This window comes from Marinobacter sp. DY40_1A1 (assembly GCF_016597815.1).
Lineage (GTDB): Bacteria > Pseudomonadota > Gammaproteobacteria > Pseudomonadales > Oleiphilaceae > Marinobacter > Marinobacter xiaoshiensis.
Genome location: NZ_VCHA01000004.1, coordinates 215,804 through 236,552, shown reverse-complemented (window position 1 = coordinate 236,552; position 20,749 = coordinate 215,804). Strand labels below are relative to the sequence as shown.

General features: G+C 54.5%; 22 protein-coding genes. 7 read left to right on the top strand and 15 right to left on the bottom strand.

The genetic code is table 11. The features are described 5' to 3' along the window. The first annotated feature begins 108 nt into the window (after positions 1-108). Positions 109-1,107: an RNA polymerase sigma factor RpoD/SigA gene (locus tag FFI61_RS11965; RefSeq protein ID WP_200370670.1), complete on the top strand. Its 999-nt coding sequence runs from the start codon at positions 109-111 to the stop codon at positions 1,105-1,107. Positions 1,108-1,314: 207 nt separating this feature from the next. Here the strand turns inward: FFI61_RS11965 and FFI61_RS11960 are convergent, their stop codons facing one another. The 10 genes from FFI61_RS11960 to pdxH form a co-directional block, all read right to left on the bottom strand. After that, the gene (locus tag FFI61_RS11960) at positions 1,315-1,647 is read right to left on the bottom strand and encodes a tRNA-binding protein (protein WP_200370669.1); all 333 of its coding nucleotides are present in this window, start codon (positions 1,645-1,647) and stop codon (positions 1,315-1,317) included. Positions 1,648-1,668: 21 nt separating this feature from the next. Continuing rightward, on the bottom strand, positions 1,669-2,568 hold the full coding sequence (locus tag FFI61_RS11955) for a DMT family transporter (protein ID WP_200370668.1): 900 nt from the start codon (positions 2,566-2,568) through the stop codon (positions 1,669-1,671). Positions 2,569-2,653: 85 nt separating this feature from the next. After that, entirely contained in the window at positions 2,654-3,385 is a 732-nt protein-coding gene (locus FFI61_RS11950) for an AraC family transcriptional regulator (protein ID WP_200370667.1), read from the bottom strand. A gap of 143 nt (positions 3,386-3,528) precedes the next feature. After that, entirely contained in the window at positions 3,529-4,527 is a 999-nt protein-coding gene (locus tag FFI61_RS11945) for a lipid A deacylase LpxR family protein (protein WP_227714868.1), read from the bottom strand. 30 nt (positions 4,528-4,557) lie between these two features. Beyond that, complete coding sequence (locus tag FFI61_RS11940) at positions 4,558-5,793, bottom strand: aromatic amino acid transporter (protein ID WP_200370664.1); 1,236 nt, start codon at positions 5,791-5,793, stop codon at positions 4,558-4,560. Between the two features lie 213 nt (positions 5,794-6,006). Then, entirely contained in the window at positions 6,007-6,471 is a 465-nt protein-coding gene (locus FFI61_RS11935; protein ID WP_200370662.1) for a DUF3429 domain-containing protein, read from the bottom strand. After that, positions 6,468-6,788: a DUF6482 family protein gene (locus FFI61_RS11930; RefSeq protein ID WP_200370660.1), complete on the bottom strand. Its 321-nt coding sequence runs from the start codon at positions 6,786-6,788 to the stop codon at positions 6,468-6,470. The genes FFI61_RS11935 and FFI61_RS11930 overlap by 4 nt, the downstream gene beginning before the upstream one ends. 57 nt (positions 6,789-6,845) lie before the next feature. Continuing rightward, the gene (locus tag FFI61_RS11925) at positions 6,846-7,466 is read right to left on the bottom strand and encodes a DNA-3-methyladenine glycosylase I (RefSeq protein ID WP_200370658.1); all 621 of its coding nucleotides are present in this window, start codon (positions 7,464-7,466) and stop codon (positions 6,846-6,848) included. Between the two features lie 22 nt (positions 7,467-7,488). After that, positions 7,489-8,271: a 4'-phosphopantetheinyl transferase family protein gene (locus FFI61_RS11920; RefSeq protein WP_200201471.1), complete on the bottom strand. Its 783-nt coding sequence runs from the start codon at positions 8,269-8,271 to the stop codon at positions 7,489-7,491. Further along, positions 8,240-8,875 (bottom strand): pyridoxamine 5'-phosphate oxidase, encoded by a 636-nt coding sequence (gene pdxH / locus FFI61_RS11915; protein ID WP_200201470.1) that lies wholly within the window; start codon positions 8,873-8,875, stop codon positions 8,240-8,242. Before pdxH ends, FFI61_RS11920 begins: the two co-directional genes overlap by 32 nt. A 201-nt stretch (positions 8,876-9,076) precedes the next feature. On the opposite strand from pdxH, the gene FFI61_RS11910 reads away from it, so the two are divergent. Beyond that, a complete protein-coding gene (locus tag FFI61_RS11910) occupies positions 9,077-11,917 on the top strand; it encodes a DUF748 domain-containing protein (RefSeq protein WP_200370656.1) in 2,841 nt (946 codons plus the stop codon). A gap of 44 nt (positions 11,918-11,961) precedes the next feature. Next, a complete protein-coding gene (gene yfbR / locus FFI61_RS11905) occupies positions 11,962-12,555 on the top strand; it encodes a 5'-deoxynucleotidase (protein WP_200201468.1) in 594 nt (197 codons plus the stop codon). 37 nt (positions 12,556-12,592) lie between these two features. On the opposite strand, the gene FFI61_RS11900 is transcribed toward yfbR, so the two are convergent. Further along, positions 12,593-13,627 carry an SPFH domain-containing protein gene (locus FFI61_RS11900; RefSeq protein ID WP_200201467.1) on the bottom strand — a complete coding sequence of 345 codons (1,035 nt, stop codon included), beginning with the start codon at positions 13,625-13,627 and terminating at the stop codon, positions 12,593-12,595. Positions 13,628-13,629: 2 nt separating this feature from the next. Beyond that, positions 13,630-14,088 carry an NfeD family protein gene (locus FFI61_RS11895; RefSeq protein WP_200201466.1) on the bottom strand — a complete coding sequence of 153 codons (459 nt, stop codon included), beginning with the start codon at positions 14,086-14,088 and terminating at the stop codon, positions 13,630-13,632. A gap of 199 nt (positions 14,089-14,287) precedes the next feature. On the opposite strand from FFI61_RS11895, the gene FFI61_RS11890 reads away from it, so the two are divergent. Together FFI61_RS11890 and FFI61_RS11885 are read left to right on the top strand one after the other, a co-directional pair. Next, complete coding sequence (locus FFI61_RS11890; RefSeq protein ID WP_200370654.1) at positions 14,288-15,103, top strand: SDR family NAD(P)-dependent oxidoreductase; 816 nt, start codon at positions 14,288-14,290, stop codon at positions 15,101-15,103. A gap of 110 nt (positions 15,104-15,213) precedes the next feature. Further along, positions 15,214-16,017: a class II glutamine amidotransferase gene (locus FFI61_RS11885; protein WP_200370652.1), complete on the top strand. Its 804-nt coding sequence runs from the start codon at positions 15,214-15,216 to the stop codon at positions 16,015-16,017. A gap of 45 nt (positions 16,018-16,062) precedes the next feature. Here FFI61_RS11885 and FFI61_RS11880 read toward each other — a convergent pair whose 3' ends face one another. After that, the gene (locus tag FFI61_RS11880) at positions 16,063-16,968 is read right to left on the bottom strand and encodes a metal-dependent hydrolase (protein WP_200370650.1); all 906 of its coding nucleotides are present in this window, start codon (positions 16,966-16,968) and stop codon (positions 16,063-16,065) included. 221 nt (positions 16,969-17,189) lie between these two features. Here FFI61_RS11880 and FFI61_RS11875 point away from each other — a divergent pair, with 221 nt between their 5' ends. Both FFI61_RS11875 and FFI61_RS11870 read left to right on the top strand, forming a co-directional pair. Beyond that, positions 17,190-18,296 carry an AraC family transcriptional regulator gene (locus FFI61_RS11875; protein ID WP_200370648.1) on the top strand — a complete coding sequence of 369 codons (1,107 nt, stop codon included), beginning with the start codon at positions 17,190-17,192 and terminating at the stop codon, positions 18,294-18,296. Positions 18,297-18,510: 214 nt separating this feature from the next. Continuing rightward, positions 18,511-18,918: an NINE protein gene (locus FFI61_RS11870; RefSeq protein WP_200370646.1), complete on the top strand. Its 408-nt coding sequence runs from the start codon at positions 18,511-18,513 to the stop codon at positions 18,916-18,918. On the opposite strand, the gene FFI61_RS11865 is transcribed toward FFI61_RS11870, so the two are convergent. Beyond that, the gene (locus tag FFI61_RS11865) at positions 18,911-20,293 is read right to left on the bottom strand and encodes a WS/DGAT/MGAT family O-acyltransferase (protein ID WP_200370644.1); all 1,383 of its coding nucleotides are present in this window, start codon (positions 20,291-20,293) and stop codon (positions 18,911-18,913) included. The two genes, FFI61_RS11870 and FFI61_RS11865, sit on opposite strands and share 8 nt — an antisense overlap. 66 nt (positions 20,294-20,359) lie before the next feature. Further along, on the bottom strand, positions 20,360-20,728 hold the full coding sequence (gene nirD, locus FFI61_RS11860) for a nitrite reductase small subunit NirD (protein WP_200370642.1): 369 nt from the start codon (positions 20,726-20,728) through the stop codon (positions 20,360-20,362). Between the last annotated feature and the right edge of the window lie 21 nt (positions 20,729-20,749).

Here is a 20,749-nt window from a genome sequence, read left to right as displayed (position 1 = left end):
TGAATACTGAAAACCAGGATGGATTCGTTGCAGGGTGTGGGCGCCTTGTGATGAATCCATCTTTGGCATGAGGTCGTATCCTCTGTAAATTGCTACCGGTACCAGGCCATGACGAATTTCGAAAGGCTGGGTCCGTCTCCTAAAATGCCCAACGATGGTGAAAGGGATTCTGTAGTAGGGCTGTACTTCAGGGATGCGTCCCGGTATGAAATGCTCACAGAGGCGACTGAACGCCGCCTTTCTCGCAAACTGACACGATGCTACCGGGTTATCAGCGCGGAACTGATGCTGCCTGACGACACCCCTCAAACTTTCCGCGCTGTTATCGGCAGCCTTGGCGATGCTTGTGCATTTTCACCCAAGTGCCGTCGTGCCTTCCATCTTGCAAACGCCTGTCGCAGCAAGCTCATCCAGAGTAATCTGCGCTTGGCGGTGCATATTGCTCGCCGCTACAACCAGCAAGGCATACCCATGTCTGATCTGATTCAGGATGCCAATGTGGGTCTGATCAAAGGTGCTGAGCGATTTGATCCAACCAAGGGCTTCCGTTTTTCCACCTATGCCTACTGGTGGATCAGTGAAGAGGTAAAACGCTGCCTGCAACGGGGTGTGCGCCTGGTTCATACGCCAGAGAATGTGGTGGAAGAGATTCGTAACCTCCAGAAAGTGTCTCTACGGATGCATCAGAGCCTTGGGCGTGTGCCCTCACAAACCGAGCTGGCACGAGCGTTGGAGGCAACGCCATCGCGTATAGGCCTGCTCAGGGCGCTTGCCAGGAGAGAGATTTCAACGGATGTGCCGTTAGTTGAGGATGGCTCCATCACTTTGGGTGATAGCCTTGGGACGGGTGAGCAGGCGAGCCCTGAGCACAAAATGTCTGGTCGGGATCATCGTCGTGCTTTGAAGGCTATGTTTAGTGAACTTACCGACAGGGAGCAGGCAATCCTTTCTCGCCGTTATGGTCTTGGTTTGTCAGAGCCCGATACCCTGCAGGCAATTTCAGACGATATGGGGATCAGTCGGGAAAGAGTGCGGCAAATAGAGAAGGTGGCGCTGCGCAAGTTGCAAGCGTTGGCCGATAGGCCGGAAGCGCTTTACCGACTCTGAGCTTTTTCACGGTGGTGGTAATGACATCATAAGTTGGCGGCTTCGGTCGCAAAGCGGACATTTGCATTGGTCTAGTAAACGGAGCTTTTCGGCTTTTTTGGGGCAGCGAATCGGCGGAAAGTTTTTTGGAGCGCGGCAACGGTGAGCTATCTGCTCACCATTTGCAGCACAAGAGACTTTGGCCAGTGATGTGTAATCCGCCAAAACTCATAACAAGCGTTCCCCGTTATCCACTGGAGCCTCCGGTCTTACCAGAGTAACTGCGCCCTTCTCCGTCTGCACACCAGTGACCAGGCACTCCGATAAAAAGGGCCCGATCTGTTTGGGCGGGAAGTTGGTAACGGCAAGAACCTGTTTGCCGATGAGCTCCTCTTTGCCATAGAGGTCCGTAAGCTGCGCACTCGACTTACGGACACCAATCTCAGGTCCAAAATCGACTCGTAATTTATAAGCAGGCTTGCGTGCCTCGGGAAAATCCATCACATCGATGATGGTTCCGATCCGCAGTTCAACTTTTTCAAAATCGTCCCAAGTAATCATCACGCTGCTCCTTCGAGGTAGTTAGTCTTTTAACATTTCTGGCTCGGCAACCGCCCGGCTTTTCGCACGACCCGCGATCAAAGAACCAATGACGATCAGAATGCTGGCACTCAACACGGCAAATGTAGCCTCGCCGAATCCGGCAAGGATCAACAGGATCACTGAAATGAGTGGCGCACTGTATGCCAGGGCTCCCAGTAACTGGATGTTTCCGTGTTTTACACCATGGTCCCAGGTAAAGAACGCTACGCCCACCGGTCCGAGGCCCAGCCCGATCACTGCAGTCCATTGGAGTAGGCCTTCTGGCCATACCGATTCCTCCCACAAAAGGTGGCAAATCAACGCCAGAATGGCCGTAACACCGCAGAACCAGCCCACTGCATCGGTCGGTACCGAGCGAACCAGTCTGCTAAGAACGGAATAAGATGACCAGATCAGTGCACAGGACAGAGCCACCAGGTAACCCGGCAGGTTCTCCCAGGCAAATCCGTCTGCATTACGGCTGATCAACAACCAGCAACCTGCTAGGGCAACTAGGGCCCCAACGATGTACTGAGCTCGCAATTTCTCGCCTGGCAGCAAGGCCGACAGCAGAACGATCAGTAGCGGCCAGAGGTAAGCCAGAAGACTGACTTCAACGGCAGGGGCCAGCGTCATGGCCTTGAAGTAGGCAAAGTGATAACCGAACAAGCCAACGATGCCGATGCACCATGCAAGTGGCGACTGCCGTAAATAACGCACACCGGAATGCCCCGAGAAGATCCAACGGCTGCACATCAACAGGAAAGCGATGCCGAAGGTCATGGCCATGAGCTGAAACTCTGGAATCTCGCCACCGGAAAGCTTGGTCAGCAATGCCAAAGTGCCCCATAACAGAACGGAAATCGACCCGATCCAAGTTGCGGCGTTAACGGATGCCATGAAGCCCTCCCCGAAATTCTCATGTGTGAATGATTTCAGAAGGGTATCCAGTGCGAAGAAGAGAAACTTTCGAATCCTGGCGGAACTATTTCGAAATACGGCGGAAGTGGCTGGGCGCTTTGCCAAAGTGGGCTCTGAACCGGTCGCTAAATGCTGATAACGACGAATAGCCGACAGCGTCAGCAACTTGCTGGACACTGAGCCCCGACTGCTCCAAAAGCCGCCAAGCTTCTTTCATTCGCAACTCCGTGAGGTATTGATGCGGCGTCATGCCGCCCTGGCGCCGAAACAGATCGTTCAACTGCCGAATGCTCAGATGTGCCACGGCAGCCGTTTCGGCCAAGGACAAGCGTCGGCTGAAGTTTTCGTCCAGAAATTGTTTTGCGGCGTGAACTCTGCGGTCCAGCTTTAGCTGACTTCCATGGCGCTCCTGAAGCAACTGAATAAGCAGGAGTAGCATTTGATGTTGGGTAAAATCCGACTCAGTCCCATTTTGGAGCTGTGCGTGAAGGAACTGGACGTAATGGAGCAATGCTGGATCTAGGTCTACGAAACAAGGCAGCTTATCTAGCGCCGGGGCCAAGCCTTCGGGAACGTCTGCAACCAAAAACCGGTTATCGTCGGTCGCAGCGTATCCATGACCAATTCCTGCGGGAATGATTGCTGCTCGACGCTGAGCAACCTCGCCTTCCCTGGCATCTACTGACAGAGATAATGTTCCGGCTAAGGGTAGTACCAGTTGATGATGGTCGTGGGAGTGACTTTTCCCCTCATCATCGTACGTTCGTATGTGCAGGCCAATCTCTGAATGCTTCATGTCACCAGTATAATCAGAAACATTTGAGAGTCCTCACACAACCACTCCTTGGAAATTCAGTTTAATCATCCAGACATCACCCCTGTCAGGCCTGGCTGACCACGACGAAGTGACCCGTGAACAACGAGTCGAAACGGACTTTTCTATAATGCCCAAGAAAATGACAGCGTCCCAAAGCTGAAGTTATCTTTATGACGCTCGTCTTCGCTTGTCGAGGCACGCAGTGTGACGGAGGCCAGCAGGTGATCCCACTGCCAGGTAGCGCCCAGACCGAGCTGACCAATCAGCGGCCCTTCGTCAAAACGATAAGCCCCGGCATTGTCGTCAATATAGGAATAGCCTACATACTCCACGCCCAGCCCAACATACACTGACCAGCTACTGCCTGAATCCTTGAAAGAGCCCGGCAGGGCGATGGTTGAAGAGGTGCCTGCGTAATCCGGCACAAAATTTATTGGAAGATGCCTACCAAGCTGCCAGACCAACCCGGCTTTTGCAGAAGTTCGAAAACTCGACAATAGTGCAGCCCCAATCACCGATACACGCTGTTCAATGTTGCCGCCCTGCCCAAGTTGCAGCAGCTTTCGGCCATGCGCACCCTGAATGCCACCCACCACATCGGTTTCAAGCTGATTGCCCCATCCTTGCGGCTTGTCGCTTCCAGTGGCTTTATGCACCCATTTCTGAACCGACTCGGCACCGCTTTCGGGCCCAATAACACCGATGTGAGCGCCAAAACCGGTAATCGTATCGGCGTCCCAGCTCCAGAGCGTGCCGCTGAACGACAGGTGGCCGGCATAGGGAATGTCGTCGAATTGCGGATTTTCAACTGTGATATCTTCAGGCGTAACCATGAATTGCCGCAAACTCAGTGTAACCGCATGCTCTGAATCAGAAGCACCGATACCGGGCAGAAAGCGCAGCCCATCACGAAGAGTTCGGGCAAATCTTGCCGACTTTCCATCGTTCTCGTCAGCGGTGTCCGTCAGATACGACAAGCGCACCCCGTTTGTATATCCGCGGTCGGATCCGGTAAGCAGGTCGTTATCCCAGGACAGGTTCACGACTTCTGCCTTCAGGCTGGCTGGCAAAATGCTAATAACGAAAAGCAGCAGGAGGGTACATTCGCAGCGGCGACTCAAGTCCATCCCTCCCATCAACGTCGTCAGATCTCAGAGCAAAACAGGTTCCGGCAACCAACCCGCCAGCCCCATGAAATGGAAAAGGATGGTCAGCCCGCCAAATATCAGAACCAGCGCAATGCCCAACTGGCCACCCGGGGCCATAAAGCCACGACGCCCACCCTTCAGTGTTCGGGACTTTCGGGCCAGCAGCGCCGGAACAATACAGGCCCAGACCGCCGCAGCCGCACCGGCATAGCCAATGGCAAGAACGAAGCCAAACGGAAAAAACAACGACAGCAGCAATGGCGGAATAAAAGTAATTGCCCAAGTTTTTGAGCGCCCTTTGCGATCATTATCGAAGCCCAGCAGGTCGGCCATGTAATCAAAGGTGCCCAGACCAACCCCGACAAAAGACGACAAAATGGCAGCCGTTGAGAAAGCACTGATGGTGGTCGCCACCCGCTCGGAATTGATGGCAAAACCAAGGGCGGCGAGCAGAACATCCACGTCACCGCCCTGGGCGACCACCGGGCCGAAATTCGCTCTCGGCAGATTGCCAAATATGCTGATCAGCCACACCAGGTAGAACATCAAAGCCACCAGTGTACCGCCCAGAATGGCTTTCTGCGCCTTACTTTCCTCACCATAATAGGCGCGCATTGATGCCACCGAATGATGATAGCCGAAAGACGTCAGCGCCACTGGCAACATCGCCATCGCATAGGGCGCATATTGGCCGTGGGCATTTGCTGAATCAAACAGAATAGCTGGGTCAATTCTTACCGCTAGCCCAGAGACGCCGAGTACAAAACTCACCAGCATGAAAGTGATGAGCACCACCGAAAGTCGGTCCACTGCACGGGTTGAGTGCCACACTACCAGAGAGGACAACAGGACAAAAACAACCGAAGCCAGCTTACTGTCGACTCCGGTCATGCTCTGCAGGATCAGGCCAGACGACGTGATGTAGGCATACAGGAGAATGCCGCCTACAAAATACACCGTCAGATTACTGAATGCGTTCACCCGAGAGCCGAGTAGAGATTTGGTAACGGTATTGAACGATGCCCGCAAACCGAAGTGCTTGAAGGCTTCCAGCAGCATCCAGCCGGACAGTGTCATCACCACCATGGTAAGCACCAGTGCCAGACTGGACCAGGTCGTCCAGGCACCCGCACCGGAACTGGGCAAGCCCAGCATACCGGCACCAACACAAACGCTGGCAATAATACTCGCCCCGCCAATCAGGGAAGGCCTGGCTCTGGATTCTGCGCGCTCGGTCAATGGGCCTCCGTCGTCGCGTATCAGCTTTTGGATTTAACAGCGGCCGCATGATACCGCTTTGAATTTGCCGACACTACGGGCAGAAACAGCGCCAGAACGGATTCTATTAGCAAAATCTTGAATGCCGATCTGCCGGGAAAAACAGCTTGATTTGAAATACGAGGCGAATATCCGCTTTTGTTTAAAAGAAAGCAGAACAGGTGGTTTCGAAATTCAAAGGCCGTGGCTGGAATGCAGCAGGAAGAACCAGGCGCCGACGGTGAGTTGGCAGACAACGGCTACGAGTGTCAGAACCAGTCGTAAACGTAAGTACCAGGCGGGCCAATACTCTTTCATCCAGCGTGCATCAGTGATGTAGAGCGCAAGGTAGGCCAAAGTGTAAACCGCGATCTGTGCCGGTGTGCTCAGCAACAGGCCAACGCCTGCGACAACAAAGAACACTTGGCTCAGAAGCATGGTCACCAACGGCGACTGTTGGTAGCACCGGTTATCCAGTTGCATGGCAATAGGCCAGTAAACACCCGCCATGAATGCCAGAATGCCTGCGCTGTAGAGGTAAAAATAGTTCAGCAGGGAAACACTGTATTGTGGCATTGTAAAAATAGCCGCAATGCAGGCAATGAAGGGTACCAACCCCGCCATTCCAACAAAGAATGCCAGTCTTGCTACTGAAATCATGCTTTTCGCCCCGCAGTTTGCTGTGTCTGAACCCGGATGCGCAAAGGCTCTACAGCCGATGGTTCCATGCCGATCATCTCGTTGTACGCAGAAGGGTGAACAACCTGGGATTCTTTGATGGTGAAGTTGGCGAGCGCTTCCTGAAGCTGTCGGGCGCTACGAAAAAGGCAGGTCACCCCATTTTTATCGGTCAGCAAAAGCTGCTTGTGGCCAAGGCTCAGCCTGGCCATGTACTGCTGGCCTTCAATGGATATGATTTCCAGCAGGTCTATGGCCTGCATGGGCTGGGTAGCGAGTTGTTCCAGTGTGATGCGCACGGCCAGGCTCCGGGATATCTGAATCTTCAGAACTTACGAGGCCATGGACTTTTAAGATCATTCCGCCAGTGAATGGCACTGGGCGTGTTGTGGGCAATACACCATGTGGTCGTTCACCATACCGGTGGCCTGCATGAATGCATAAACAATGGTTGGGCCAACAAAGTTAAACCCTGCGCGTTTGAGCGCCTTGGACATGGCCTCGGATTCTGGCGTGGTAACGGGTACCTCATCAAAGCTGCGCCAGTTGTTTTGAATGGGTGCGTGGCCGACAAACGACCAGAGAAAATCTGAAAACCCCCTGCCTTCTTCCTGCAGTTTCAAAAAGCCTTTGGCGTTTTTGATGATCGACTGCACTTTCAGCCTGTTTCGTACAATGCCAGGGTTCGCTAACAACTCCGCCACCTTGGCATCGTCGTACTGAATGATCTTCTCCGGATCGAAGTTGTTATAGGCAGCCCGATAGCTTTCCTGTTTACGCAGAATGGTTATCCAGCTCAGGCCGGCCTGTTGGCCATCCAGGCAGAGTTTTTCGAACAAAGCCAGGTCGTCGTATTCCGGGCGCCCCCAAACGGTGTCGTGGTAGTGCACGTAAAGTGGATCGGTGCCGCACCATGAGCAGCGCTTGGCGATGGTTTGCGCCGTTTGGGTGTTTTTGTTGTCTGGCGAAACTGGCATGGTTGGTTCCCTGTAATTCCACTCAGCGTTGGGCGTGAATTTTGCGATAAAACAGTGGCTCCCAGTGCGTTTCCAGGTGCTTGGCCGTATTCAGGTTGTAGTCATCAGGTGGCGGCTCCAGCAGTGTGATTCTGGGCCATGAGCCATTTTTATTACTTGGGTTCTGCCTGTACACCAGCGTGCACAGAAAGCCTTCTGTGTAAAAGGCACAGGCTTGCCAGTGGCCTTCAGGCTGGTCGCCGTAGAGTTCGAAATTCCTGTGCACTTCCAGCGTTTGCAAGTTGCCGGCAATGCCACGGCCAGTGGCCTTGAGCCAGGCTTCTTTGAGTGTCCAGGCCTGAAGGAAGGCTTCGGGGTCGTCCTCTTGAAATAGCCATTCCTGCTCCACCGGGGAAAACCAGCGTTTTACCACCTTTTGCCATTGTGGATATCGTTTGCTGGGTTCAATGTCTATGCCCAATGCTGAGTCGTATTGGGTGGCGCAGGCAGACAGCCCGTAACTGTGGCTCAGGGAGAGATTCCAGCCTGCCGGGCAGGCAGCGGCTGTTGGCCGGCCTTCAACCGGGCAACACAGGTCAGGCTCTATTGAGCCTGCTTTGCTCAAAGTCTGGCGGATTAACCATCGGCTGGTAAGGAACTCAACCGCGCGATCGCCACTTAGTTGGGCGAACCGGTCGAGCTCATGAGCGGTCAGCCAGCCCGGTGCTACGTCGGGTACTTGCCCGGTCTGGTGACACAGCCTTATGGTGGGCTTTTGCAGAACGCCGCCGGAATCAGGGTTGGAGCCGTTGGATGAGCCAGCCATCACTTTCCCTCACGTATTCAAAGCGATCGTGAAGGCGGCTGGGCCGGCCCTGCCAGAATTCGATGCGCTCAGGCACCACTCGGTAGCCACCCCAAAAGCCAGGTAGTGGCACCTCGCCTTCGCTGAACTTGCGTTTCATTTCCGCCACTTTCTGTTCAAGCAGCCCTCTTGAAGTGATGGCCTTGCTCTGCTCGGAAACCCAGGCACCAATCTGGCTGCCCCTTGGGCGCGAAGCAAAGTACTTGAGGGATTCGGTTTTACTGACCTTCTCTACCTTGCCCTGAATTCGTACCTGGCGGTTCAGGCCAATCCAGGGAAACAACAGCGCCGCCCGTGGGTTTTCAGCAATCTCGTGAGCTTTACGGCTCTCATAGTTGGTATAGAACACAAACCCGCGGTTATCAAAATACTTCAGCAGAACCGTGCGCAAGTCGGGCATGTTGTCGGCACCTGAGGTGGCGAGGGACATGGCATTAGGTTCGAGAATGCCAGCATCGCGCGCGTCTCCGAACCAGGCTTCGAACTGTTGCACCGGGTCATTGCTCAGGGCCTCGCGATCGAGCCCTTCACTTTCAAAATCGCGACGCATATCGCTGATGTCCATAAAAGCCTGCCCTCACATGCTCAAATTTAAAAAAGACGTACTCAAAAGAGTTTATTAGCTGAGCTCTATACGAAGGTTCAGGATATAGAGTTCGGTTTCCTGTGTCAGCGGTTGCGGCACAGTGGCTGACAAACTGGTGCTCACCCGACTATCCTTGTGGAAGGGATTTACTCGAATTCCACTGACTGTAAGGAGATAACAGTGGCCGAAAGCCGTCAGCGCAATCGCCTTCCCGAAAATCTGGTAATCGGCGCGATTATACTCATCGTGTTATACAGCCTCGCCGGCTTTCTGGTGCTGCCCTGGTGGTTGAAACGTGCCTTGCCTGATCAATTGGCACAACATATGAGCTGGCAGGCAGATATTGCCGAGATCAGCAGTAACCCGTTTGCATTGAGCGTTGAGGCCCTGAATCTGTCGGCCCACGATAGCGACAACCAAAAGGTTGTGGGGTTTGAGCGTTTATATATCAACCTCAATTTCTTTGAGCTGATTCGCGGCATTGTCGGGTTCGAGGCGATTGAACTGGACGAACCGTTCATCCGTGTGGACTTGCTTGACGATTACAGCGTGAACTTTGTCCGGGACTTCCAGGCTGCCAGTGCACGTGATGAGGGGCTGGCTGATGAGTCCACTGAGCCAGAGGAAGGTCAGTCGCCTCCCTTGCTGTATTTTCAGCAACTCAATATTAATGGAGGTGAGTTGCTGTTCCGGGATTTTACCAAGCCGGAAATGGCAGAGTTCCGCATTATGCCTCTGGATCTTACCTTGAGCGATCTGGCTACCTGGCAGAGGGATGACCGCAACAGTGATTATCACCTGCAGGCAGCCAAAGGTGATCACAGTGTTGAGTGGCAGGGTAACCTGAGCATTACACCGCTCTATTCCAGCGGAAGTCTTGCTATTTCGGGGGTCGACCACAAAACGATCGGGCATTTTCTTGCACCCTATCTGCCCTACGGTTTGCTCGGCGGCAAAGTAAGCGTGGCTTCCGATTATGAGCTACAGGCAGGAGACACTCTGCAACTCACCACTACCAATGGCAGAGTGTTGGTGGAAAATCTGGCTGTTGCGCCGAATAGACAGGCAGAGCAGGCTCGGTTGAGCGCAGTCTCAATCGCCATCAACGATATCGGGTTTGATCTCCGCGCCCGCGAAGCCAGGGTTGGGCAAATTACCTTGGCGCAGCCAGATGTTGCGTTGGCTCGGAACAACCGCGGAGAGATCGACTGGATTGCCTCACTTGCTGAGTTTTCCAAAGAGAGTGAAGCGGGCAACGAAGGAAAGGCTCCCGAGTCGGGCGAGCCTGCACCCGCGGAAACTCAACAGCCGTTTCGCTGGTCGCTAGCTGGTATCGATGTGTCTGAGGGCCGTGTGCTTTGGCAGGACCAGCAGCCTGGATCGCCGGCGGAGCTAGTAATTGAGCCGCTATCCCTGTCTATCGGTAGCGTGAACAGCGCTATGGAAGATCAGGTGCCGTATGAGCTTCAGGCGGCTCTGGGTAGCGGTGGCACGCTTTCCGCAAAAGGCCAGCTAACGCCTCAGCCTTTTACGTTGGAGGCCGCCATCTCAGGTTCAGGCATTCTCTTGGCGGTTTTTGAACCCTATTTGCAAGAATCCGCCAATCTCGCCATTGCTGGCGGCACACTGGGGTTGGATGGAAACCTGGATCTGGATGGCCAGCAGGAGCCTTTAACCGGCACCTTCAGCGGTACCGCAGAGGTTTCCGGTTTGAATCTTCAGTTGCCGGACAGCAAGGAGCGCCTTGTGTCATGGCAGACTTTGCGCCTGGCCCCCATTGAGTACAACGTGCATCCGGCCCGGCTGGAAATCGGCACGGTGACACTCGCTGAGCCAGCGATTAACCTGGTGCGTAACCCGGATAACATACACAACGTTGAACAAATCAGCCTGGCTTCCGCAACGGCCGATGCGGCCGAGCCCGCACCGGAGGAACCCGCAGATGAACCTGGGCTTATCTTCCGCATTGGCCAGTTGGTGATTGAGCAAGGCGCTCTGGATTACACAGATCGTACCCTTAATCCGGCTTTCACTACCTCTATAGACAGGCTCAACGGCACGGTTTCCGGCCTCAGCAACGTGTCGCCACAGCAGGGTAAGGTAGCCCTGAAAGGCCGGATAGGAAACAGTGCGAGTATCGATTTTGATGGCACAATCGGCACCCTGGGCGCGGAGGAGACCAACAGTCTTACACTGGTGATGAAAAACCTCTCATTGCCCGCTCTTTCGCCTTATTTGGGGCGTTATCTGGGCTATAGCATCGACAGCGGAAAGCTGGAACTGGATCTCGACTATGAGATCACCGGTAGCCAGATAAAAGCCTCGAACCGGGTGATTATGGATCGCCTTGGGCTGGGCCAGTCGATTGCCAGTAAAGACGCCGTTAATGCTCCCGTGAAGCTGGGGCTGGCGCTGCTGCGGGACAGCGATGGTGTTATTGACGTGAATGTGCCAGTCAGCGGCGATTTGAGCAGCCCGGATTTCAGGGTCGGCCAGGTGGTGATGCGAACCTTTGTGAATTTGTTGGCGAAAGCAGCAACATCGCCGTTCAGTATGCTGGGTTCTATTGCTGAGCTTGCGGGCTTGAGTGGCGAAGAACTTGGCCAGGTAAGTTTTGAGCCGGGTACAAGCAGGCTGGGCCAGGGTGAGGCAGAGAAGCTGGCGGCTTTAGGCAAAGCCCTGCTGGATCGCCCGAACCTGTTACTGAATGTTCGCGGTGGCGTTTCGCCTGAGACTGACGGGCTCGCGCTGCTGCGTGATGAGATGGAGGCAAGCCAGGGCGGCGAGTTGACAGAGCAAGCCTGGGAGGAGGCCCGCGAGGCGTATCTTGCTGGCGAGCGGTCATTGGCGCCAGAGACGCTGAGTAATCTCGCCAATACCCGGGGTACTGCGTTGATGGAGATACTGCGCGATACCCACGGTGTCCCAGGTAAGCAGCTATTTCTTCTTGAACCCTCCCGCGATGCGACTGTGTCGGAAGATGGTCGGGTTATCGTAGGCTTCACTCTGGATACCCGCTAAGGAATACATGCAACACACAACCGCATTCAAAAGGAACACAACGCGTGCCCAAGGCTAGCAGTCATTTCTTTGCCTACGTTTCCCGTTTGCGCTGGATCAAGCGTTGGGGGTTGATGCGTAACGCCATAGAAGAAAACGTAGCAACCCACTCCTGGGAAGTGGCCACCCTGGCCCACGCCTTGGCCATGATCCGCAACCGGCACTTTGGCGGGCAGGTAAATGCCGACAAGATTGCTGCAGCCGCGCTTTATCATGATGCAACTGAGGTTATTACCGGCGATATGCCCACCCCGGTGAAGTATCACTCCAAGGTTATGCGAGAGGCCTTTGGCGATATTGAGCATAAGGCAGAATCGGAGCTACTGGCGTTGTTACCAGAGGATTTGCGCGAAGACTTTGCGCCTTATCTTCAGGAGTCTCAATTGCCAGAAGGGGATCGCGAACTGATCAAGGCGGCAGATCGTTTGTCAGCCTGGTTAAAATGCCAAGCGGAAGTTCGTGCGGGGAACCGCGAGTTTGAGCCAGCTGAGAGGCAGATCAGGCAAAGGCTTGAGGAAGAAGGGTTGCCGGAGGTGAACTACTTTATGGAGGTGTTTGCGCCAAGCTATGAAGAGCCTTTGGACAACCTGCTGGGATAGGGCCCAGCAGGTTGTGTTTGCTTCACGCTTGCAACAATCAGGAGTTGCTTGCGCTACCCACTATGCCGCCACGCAAACCATCACGTTGCAGTGATTGGCGAACAGCATCTTCCGGGCTTCCGGCCAGTTCCCGGAACATACCCATAGAACCAAGCAGAGCAGAAGACTCGTAAGGTACAAATACCCGCTCGCCGTCTTTTGCCATGTTCGGAAGCACCTTGATGTAGCTTTGCCCCAGCAGGTAGCCGATAACGGTCTGCTTGTTTTCTTCTGTATCGCCCATGGCACTCAGTACCAGGCGGATGGATTCCTGCTCACCCTGGGCTCGCAAAATGGCCGATTCTTTATCACCCTGAGCGTTAAGAATGGCAGATTCACGTTGGCCCTGAGCCTTGGCAATGGCTGCAGATTTTTCACCCTCGGCCTCGGTCACCGTGGCCCGGCGTTTACGCTCGGCGGCCATCTGCAGGCGCATGGCCTCTTCAACTTCTTCCGGCATACTGATGTCCTGAACTTCCACCCGGGTCAGCTTTACGCCCCACTTTGAGGCCGCTTCTTCCATTTCGGCCTGAATGGCGTTGTTCACTTCAGCGCGGGATTCGAACAGCTTGTCCAGTTCCATTTTGCCCACGACTGAGCGCAGGGTGGTTTTAGCCAATACTTCTACCGCCTGGCTCATGTTGGCCACTTCGTATACCGCACGGCGGGGGTCGATGATCTGGTAATAGAGCGCGCCATTGATCTTCACAGTCACGTTATCGGTGGTTACTACTGGCTGGCCCGGGAAGTCCATGACCGTTTCCCGGCGGTCGATGCGGGTTTCGTCAGACATCATCGGGTGGTATTCCTCGCCCATGCGCATGTAGCGGATCATGGTGATGGGGCGGGGTCGTTCGACAAAGGGAATAATGATGTTCACACCACTTTCCAGAACGCGATTGAAAGAGCCCAGACGCTCAATAACCATCACTTCTGACTGCCGGATAATCACCAATCCTTTTGCGATGACAAAGACGCCGATAGCGACAACAATCAGGCTGATGATCAGCCCTGGTGTAATAAACGCTTCCATACTTATTGTTCCTTGTGTGTGGCTGAGTGAACGATGGCAGTTGTGCCATCAAACTGTCTGAAAATAACCTCGGTTCCTTCCGGGAAATCGGTGGCGCCGGTATTGTCGTCCCTCAGGCGATAAAAATCGCCGTTGATCTTGATGCCGGTAGCACCATCAAAATCCCGCTTGAGGGTGCGATAGCGCACGCCTTTCTCCACACCGGTACCTGTGGTTCCGTAGGCCACGCCTTTTGGGGAGAAGCGCGGGCGAATCCAGCGAATCATAATGGGTACCAGTAGGCCCGAAAATACGCCCATGCCAGCCAGCTGCCACTCAAACGACATGCCGACGTAGGCCAGTGTGGCGGTGAGAGCAGCGGCTATAGCCAGCGCCAGCAGCAGAAATATGCCATAAGCTAACTCAGCCAGGCCCAGTGCAAGGGCCAGAATCAGCCAAAAATGCGTAAGACTCCATTCCATACAGAAAGTCCGCAGGTTCAGGGTTAAAGAAATCCGCGAGATTGAACTCCCGGAAGGTGGATTGTACCCAAAAGCCCGGGCTGAATCCGAGTGGCCCGCGCGTCGCGTAACATAGAAATTCAAGGCCATAGGCTGTTCAGAGGCAGTTGATAGAGTATCTTCTTTAAGCAGCACAACACACAACAAGAGTGCAAAGCCCATGAAAGATCTGAAAAACAAAGTGGTGGTAGTGACCGGTGCAGGTTCTGGTATCGGTCGAGCTCTGGCGAAAGCCCTGGCAGTGCGGGGCTGCAGGCTGGCGCTGTCGGACGTTAACGAAGAAGGCCTTGCGGAAACCGCAGCTGCAGTATCGGGTTCGGAGGTTAAAACTTACAAGCTGGACGTTGGCGACAAGGATGCGATTTACGCCCATGCAGCGGAGGTGGTGAAGGATTTCGGCCAGGTTAATGTGATCATCAATAACGCAGGCGTTGCGCTCTCTGCCACGGTGAGAGAAATGTCTGACGAAGACTTTGCGTGGATCATGGATATCGACTTCTGGGGCGTTGCCCATGGCACCCGTGCCTTTTTGCCGCACCTGATTGCCTCTGGCGATGGCCATGTGGTGAATATATCCAGTGTGTTTGGCCTGATTGGCGTGCCCACGCAAAGTGCTTACAACGCGGCCAAGTTTGCGGTTCGTGGCTTTACAGAATCCCTGCGCCAGGAAATGAAAATGGAGAAGCTGCCGGTGGCGGTAAGCTGTGTGCATCCGGGCGGCATTCGTACCAACATCGCCAACTCTGCACGCATGAGCAGGCTCGACAGCGCGGCGGAGTTGCGCAAGTCGTTCGACAAGATTGCCATGACCACGCCGGAAAAAGCTGCAGAAATCATTGTAAAAGGCATTCTCAAAAATGAATCCCGCATTCTTGTCGGGCCGGATGCATGGGGTATAGATGCCATTAACCGGTTACTGGGGTCGGCTTATCAGCCTTTGGTGGAGCGCTTTACTCGCAATAAGCTGATTGTTTGAACACCCTGAGCTGAAATTTCCTGAAGTGGGCAGAAGGGCCGCTGGCTTGCCTGCCCAAGTGCGGTATTCTTACGGTTGTTATTCCGACACCGCAAGGAGCCGCATTTTTTATGTGCGAACTACTGGCCATGAGCGCCAACACACCCACTGACCTTTGCTTCAGCTTCACTGGCCTGACTCGCAGGGGTGGCGACACCGGCCCCCACAAGGATGGCTGGGGCGTGGCGTTTTATGAGGGTAAGGGTGTGCGGGCATTCCACGATGTAGATGCCAGCGCCAACTCCCGGCTTGCTGAAGTGGTTCAGACCCACCCGATCAAAAGCGAAGTGGCCATTTGCCATATTCGTCAGGCCAATGTGGGTGAAATCTGCCTGGCCAATACCCACCCGTTCATGCGCGAACTCTGGGGCCGTTATTGGGTGTTTGCCCATAACGGCCAGCTGTCTGAATTCCAGTCATCGCCGGGGTTTTACGAGCCGGTTGGCGGCACCGATAGCGAGGCGTTGTTCTGCGAAATCCTCAACCATCTGCGCAGCCATTGCGACAGGAATGATTCGGCCGAGGTAACTACACAGCATCTGGTGGAACTCTCGAAGACGTTTGCAGGACAGGGCGTTTTCAACCTTTTGCTGAGCAATGGCGACTGGCTGTTCACCTACTGCACCACCAAAATGGCCAGCATTACCCGCCGCGCCCCGTTTGGCCCGGCAAGGCTGAAAGATGCGGATGTGATTGTGGATTTTGAATCTGAAACCACGCCGAACGATATTGTAAGCGTAATTGTGACTGAACCGCTGACCAGCGATGAAGAATGGGATATTTACCAGCCCGGCGAGTGGCGGTTGTGGCGCAAGGGTATTGTGGAAGCCAAAGGCATTGCAGTGAACGAACAAGGTGGTGCTGCGGCAAACTAGGCGGGCCAGCGCTGTATTGCCGGCCTGCCTGGTTGTGCACTGGAATTACTGCAGGGTTTTGCGATTTCCATTCTGGTATTGAGGTGCAATGTAAGACTGAATCTCCGCTTTGAATCGCGCGATCAGCTCACTGTTGTCATGATCCCAGGGGTGGTACCCCGGTTTGAAGTAACTGAACCATGTGGGAATCAGGCTAGAAAAAGTGCCGTTTATACCCCACAAACGCCACAAACCCCGGCCAGTATCGGCGAACGAAAAGCCTTTGGTATCGTTCAGCACCATACGCCCCATGAAATAAGAGGCCATTACACCCAGAGCAGCCGTGCTGAACACCAGGTAAAAGGTTCGCTCGGCGTAGGTGCCGCCCACTTCCTGAAACACATCGTAGGCAACCGCCTTGTGCTCAGTTTCCTCAATGGCATGCCATGCCCAGAGCGGGCGCATGGTGTCGTGCATGCGCTCGCGCACATCGTCGCGCTCCAGAAGCATGTCCGCCATCATGGCTGTCATGTGTTCCAGCGCACAGGTAATGGCAAGTTGGTGACGCTTCGGCAGCATTTTGGCTGCATCCAGAACAACTTTCAGGTGCTTTTCCATATCCTCAACCGGCATGCCCTGATCCCGAACATGCTGGTTCATGGCCATATGCTCCAGAGAGTGCATGGCCTCCTGGCCGATAAAACCCCGCACTTCGGCTTTCAGTTTGGGATCGTTAATCTGATCCCGATAGGCACGCACAGAGTCCACAAAAAACTGCTCGCCCTGAGGAAAGAGCACCGAAAGTGCGTTCATCATGTGGCTCAGAAAAGGGCTGTCTTCCAACCAGTACTGGGGCACCTGCTCATCAAACTCGAAGCCCATGCGCTGGGCCTTGATGTTGACGTTATCCGGCGTTTTCGATGCCCGGTTAGCTGCGGTGGCCTGCTTTTCTGCGGCTTTTGTACTCAGCATGGGTCTACTCCTCACATTGGCTGATGACATGGCTTCAGTGTGTCGGAGTCCACTGTCGGGATGAATGCGAAAGCAGGCCGGTCACCATTCAAAATGGGACAGTGCGGCGGAAAAGTTGGCCAACGCGACGGAACACCAGGTGCAACCGGCCCCACTGCCATGGCTGCAGGCTTCTGCTAGAGTCTTCAACACGTACTCACTCAGGCAAACAAGGGCAACCTATGGCGATCTCCGGGCCGGAAAAAGAACGGCAGATGCTGGGACTATTCCTGGTGCCAGGCGTTTATATGCGGCTGTTGGCTCAGACCGTAAAGCAGCTCGGCCATAACGAGCGCCTGCTCTACGAAGGCCTGAACTTCAGCTCCGAAGACCTGAAAGCCAACAACAGCCGAGTGTTTGTGACCGATGCCATCGTTATGGCCGAGCGCGCCGTGAAGCTGGCGGGCAAAGACGGACTGAGCTTTGTGCTGGCCCGGGAGCTGCGGGTAACTATTCATGGCACCCTTGGATTTGCCGCGCTAACCAGCCCTACCCTTGCCGGAGCCCTTGATTCGGTTCGCCGTTATCTGCAGCTAAGGGCTCCGTTTCTGAGCATGAGCCAGGCAGAAACCGAAGACAGCGTGCTGGTGAAGCTATGCACGGAATTCGACGTGCCCGTCCTTGCACCGTTTCTGGTAGAAACCGTTTGCACAACACTGGTGATGCTCACCGAACAATTACTCGACCGCAGCGATGCGGAAAACCGCGGATTCTCCACAAGCGACGGCAAACTGCCCGGCGTCAGTGTGCGCCTGAAGGGCCCAGAGCCGGCTTACTACCGCCAGTTTGCAGACCAGCTACCTGTAAAATTCGAGTATAACCAGCCAGACGAACTCCTGGTGCTCCCGAAAGCACTGCTGGATGTGCGCATGAGACTGGCCGATGCAGAAGCGTCTCGTATGGCCAGCGACGAGTGTGAGTTCGAATTGCAAAAAGCACTGAAAGAACAGGGCGACCTGGCCCTCGCCGTACGCAACCTGCTGCGCCTGACCCCCGGGCCACTGCCCTCCCTGGAGGTTATGGCAGAGCGCTTCTGCGTTTCCTCACGCACACTGAAACGCCGGTTGGCGGACCGCGAAACCAGCTACCGTGAAATCGTGGAATCAGTACTCAAAGACCGCGCCATTCAGCTCTTGCGCTACACCAACCAATCCGTAAGCGAAATCGCCTACGAACTGGGCTATGCCGACCTCTCCAACTTCAGCCGCGCCTTCAAAAAATGGACCGGAAAATCCGCCAGCGAATTCCGAGAAGGCGGCCCCGACCCCGCACCGGAATTAGGGCCATGACCAACGTCTAAAGTATTTGGAGGTATCGCAAGAGTCGAAGGACGGAGGGTGGCGCATATTCTCCGCCAGGAAAAAGATGTCTGAGCGAAGCGAGTTATTTTTCCCAAGGAGAATATGCGCCACCCTCCGGCCCAGCACCCAAGTCAAAGACCTTGCAGAACCAACTCCTCAACCCCATATAAAAGTTACAAACAACTGCCCCCCCGGAGTAGCAATGATCAACCGCCCAGATACACACAGCAAACTGTTTGGATACCTACTCTGGATCTTCGGATTTCTGGGCGCACACCGCTTTTATTACGGCAAACCCATCACCGGAACCATCTGGTTCTTTACGTTCGGATTCTTTCTGATCGGCTGGATAATCGACTTCTTCCTGATCCCCTCCATGGACGAACAGGCAGACAGCAGGTTTAGAGAAGGCGAAGTCGACTACAACATCGGCTGGCTACTACTTACCTTCACCGGCGTATTTGGCCTGCACCGAATGTACATGGGCAAATGGATCACAGGCATCATCTACCTGCTGACCGGCGGCCTCTTCCTGATTGGAATTCTCTACGACTTCTGGACGTTGAACGAACAGATCTCAGAGCGTAACCGCGAAGTGAAATTCAACTAGCCATATCCTGCTCCAGCTCCACCAAACCGTCCTCCAGATAGTCCAACATCCGCTGGAGGCTCGGTAAGGTGCGGCGGCAGCCGACCAAACCAAACTCCACCTGATCGTTGTAGCTGGTCACAGTCATATTCAGTGCCAGGCGATCCATAGCGATCGACACAGGGTACATGCCCTCCAGTTTGGCGCCGTTCCAGTAAGAGGCCTCTTTCGGCCCAGGAACGTTTGAAATCACCACATTGAACGTTTGCCACTTCGGAGCCATACCGGTAAGCAGGTGAAACCCCGCCGGCGCCAAGGTAAGCGCGGTATAGTTCAGAATTTCTTCAGGCGACATGTGAGCGTAGCGATCCTTTGCTTCCTGCATGCCCTGATGAATCTTCTTCAGCCGTTCACCTGCGTGGTGTTCGTCCGTATGCAGATTGGCCAGAATAACACCCACCTGATTGCCTTCCGCTTGATCCTCCCCTGGCTTCTGGTACTTGCGCAAAGAAACCGGAACCATCGCAATCAATGGCTGCTCCGGCAGCGCATCCAGATTCATCAAGTAGGTGCGTAACGCACTGGCGCACATGGCGGTGACCACATCGTTCACAGTGGCATCGTTCGCATGGCAAACGGCTTTTATGCGTTTCAGGCAGTACGACTGAGCTGCGAATCGGCGGGAGCCGGTAATCTTGCGATTAAGGATGCTGCGCGGAGCATGGAACATGGAATTGTAGACAGGGTCCTTGCGAGCCTGATTCACCGAGCGCAGTAACTCCCGTGCGACGGTTGGCACCGTTCCAAGCTGCTTCCCCGATTCCCCCAGTAAATGGCTGATACTCTGCCAGAGAGAGGGGCTGCTTCTGTCCCCGCCTCGCCCCTGCCGTACAGACATATCCCAAACCGGCGGCATGTTGCGTTTTGAGGGATCTGTAGAGAGCATTTTCTGAGTCATGCGCATAGCAGAAATGCCATCCACAAGGGAGTGGTGCACCTTCACGTAAACCGCAAACTGCCGGTCGCCAAGCCCTTCAATAAGGTGGAACTCCCACAAGGGCCGCTCCCGATCCATAAGATGGGAGTGCTCGGCGGAAACAAACGCAAGCAACTCACGTATGCGGCCGGGTGTAGGCAAGGCTTCGAAGCGGAAGTGGTGCTCCAGATCCAGGTGTTCGTCGTGCACCCACACAGGTTGTGCCAAGCGGCTGTCCAGCCGCAGGTTGAAAGGCGCTGTTACTTCCGTATCTTTTCGAAGTTGTTCCGCAAGCCTTGCGACATAATCGTCAGGCGCATCCTCCGGAAACGAAAAAATCTGCAGCCCGCCCACATGCATGGGTTGCTGGCGCTTTTCCAGCCAGAGAAAAAGCTGGTCTGTAGGGCTGAGAGGCTTCACGGGCAGGATCCCTTTTTATGATTGTTTCACTGATCTTACATCAGGTTGCCCGCGAGTGATTCAAGGTTAGGCTGCCACAGCCTCCTGATGTGTATCCCTTGTTTCCAAAAGAATCCGATTTCCATCGAGAAGCACCGAGTAGGTTTTGACCCTAACCGACTCATCCTCCAAACAGGCACCGGTTTTCAGATTAAAGTGTTGTTTGTACAACGGCGATGCGACGATCGGCTCACCCCCAAGATCCCCCGTGATACCTCGCGCCAGAACATTAGCGCCGCTGAATGGATCTGCATGGCTGATGGCAAAGAGCGCCGGCAGCCGATGCGGCAAATAAAACACCGCCACCGGCCCCTCGTTCGTCCAGACCGCAATTCCGGATTCCGGCACCAGATCATCAACAGTACAAACCGTGTTCCAACAAGTACGAGTTCTCATCTGTATTCTCCTTGAATTTAT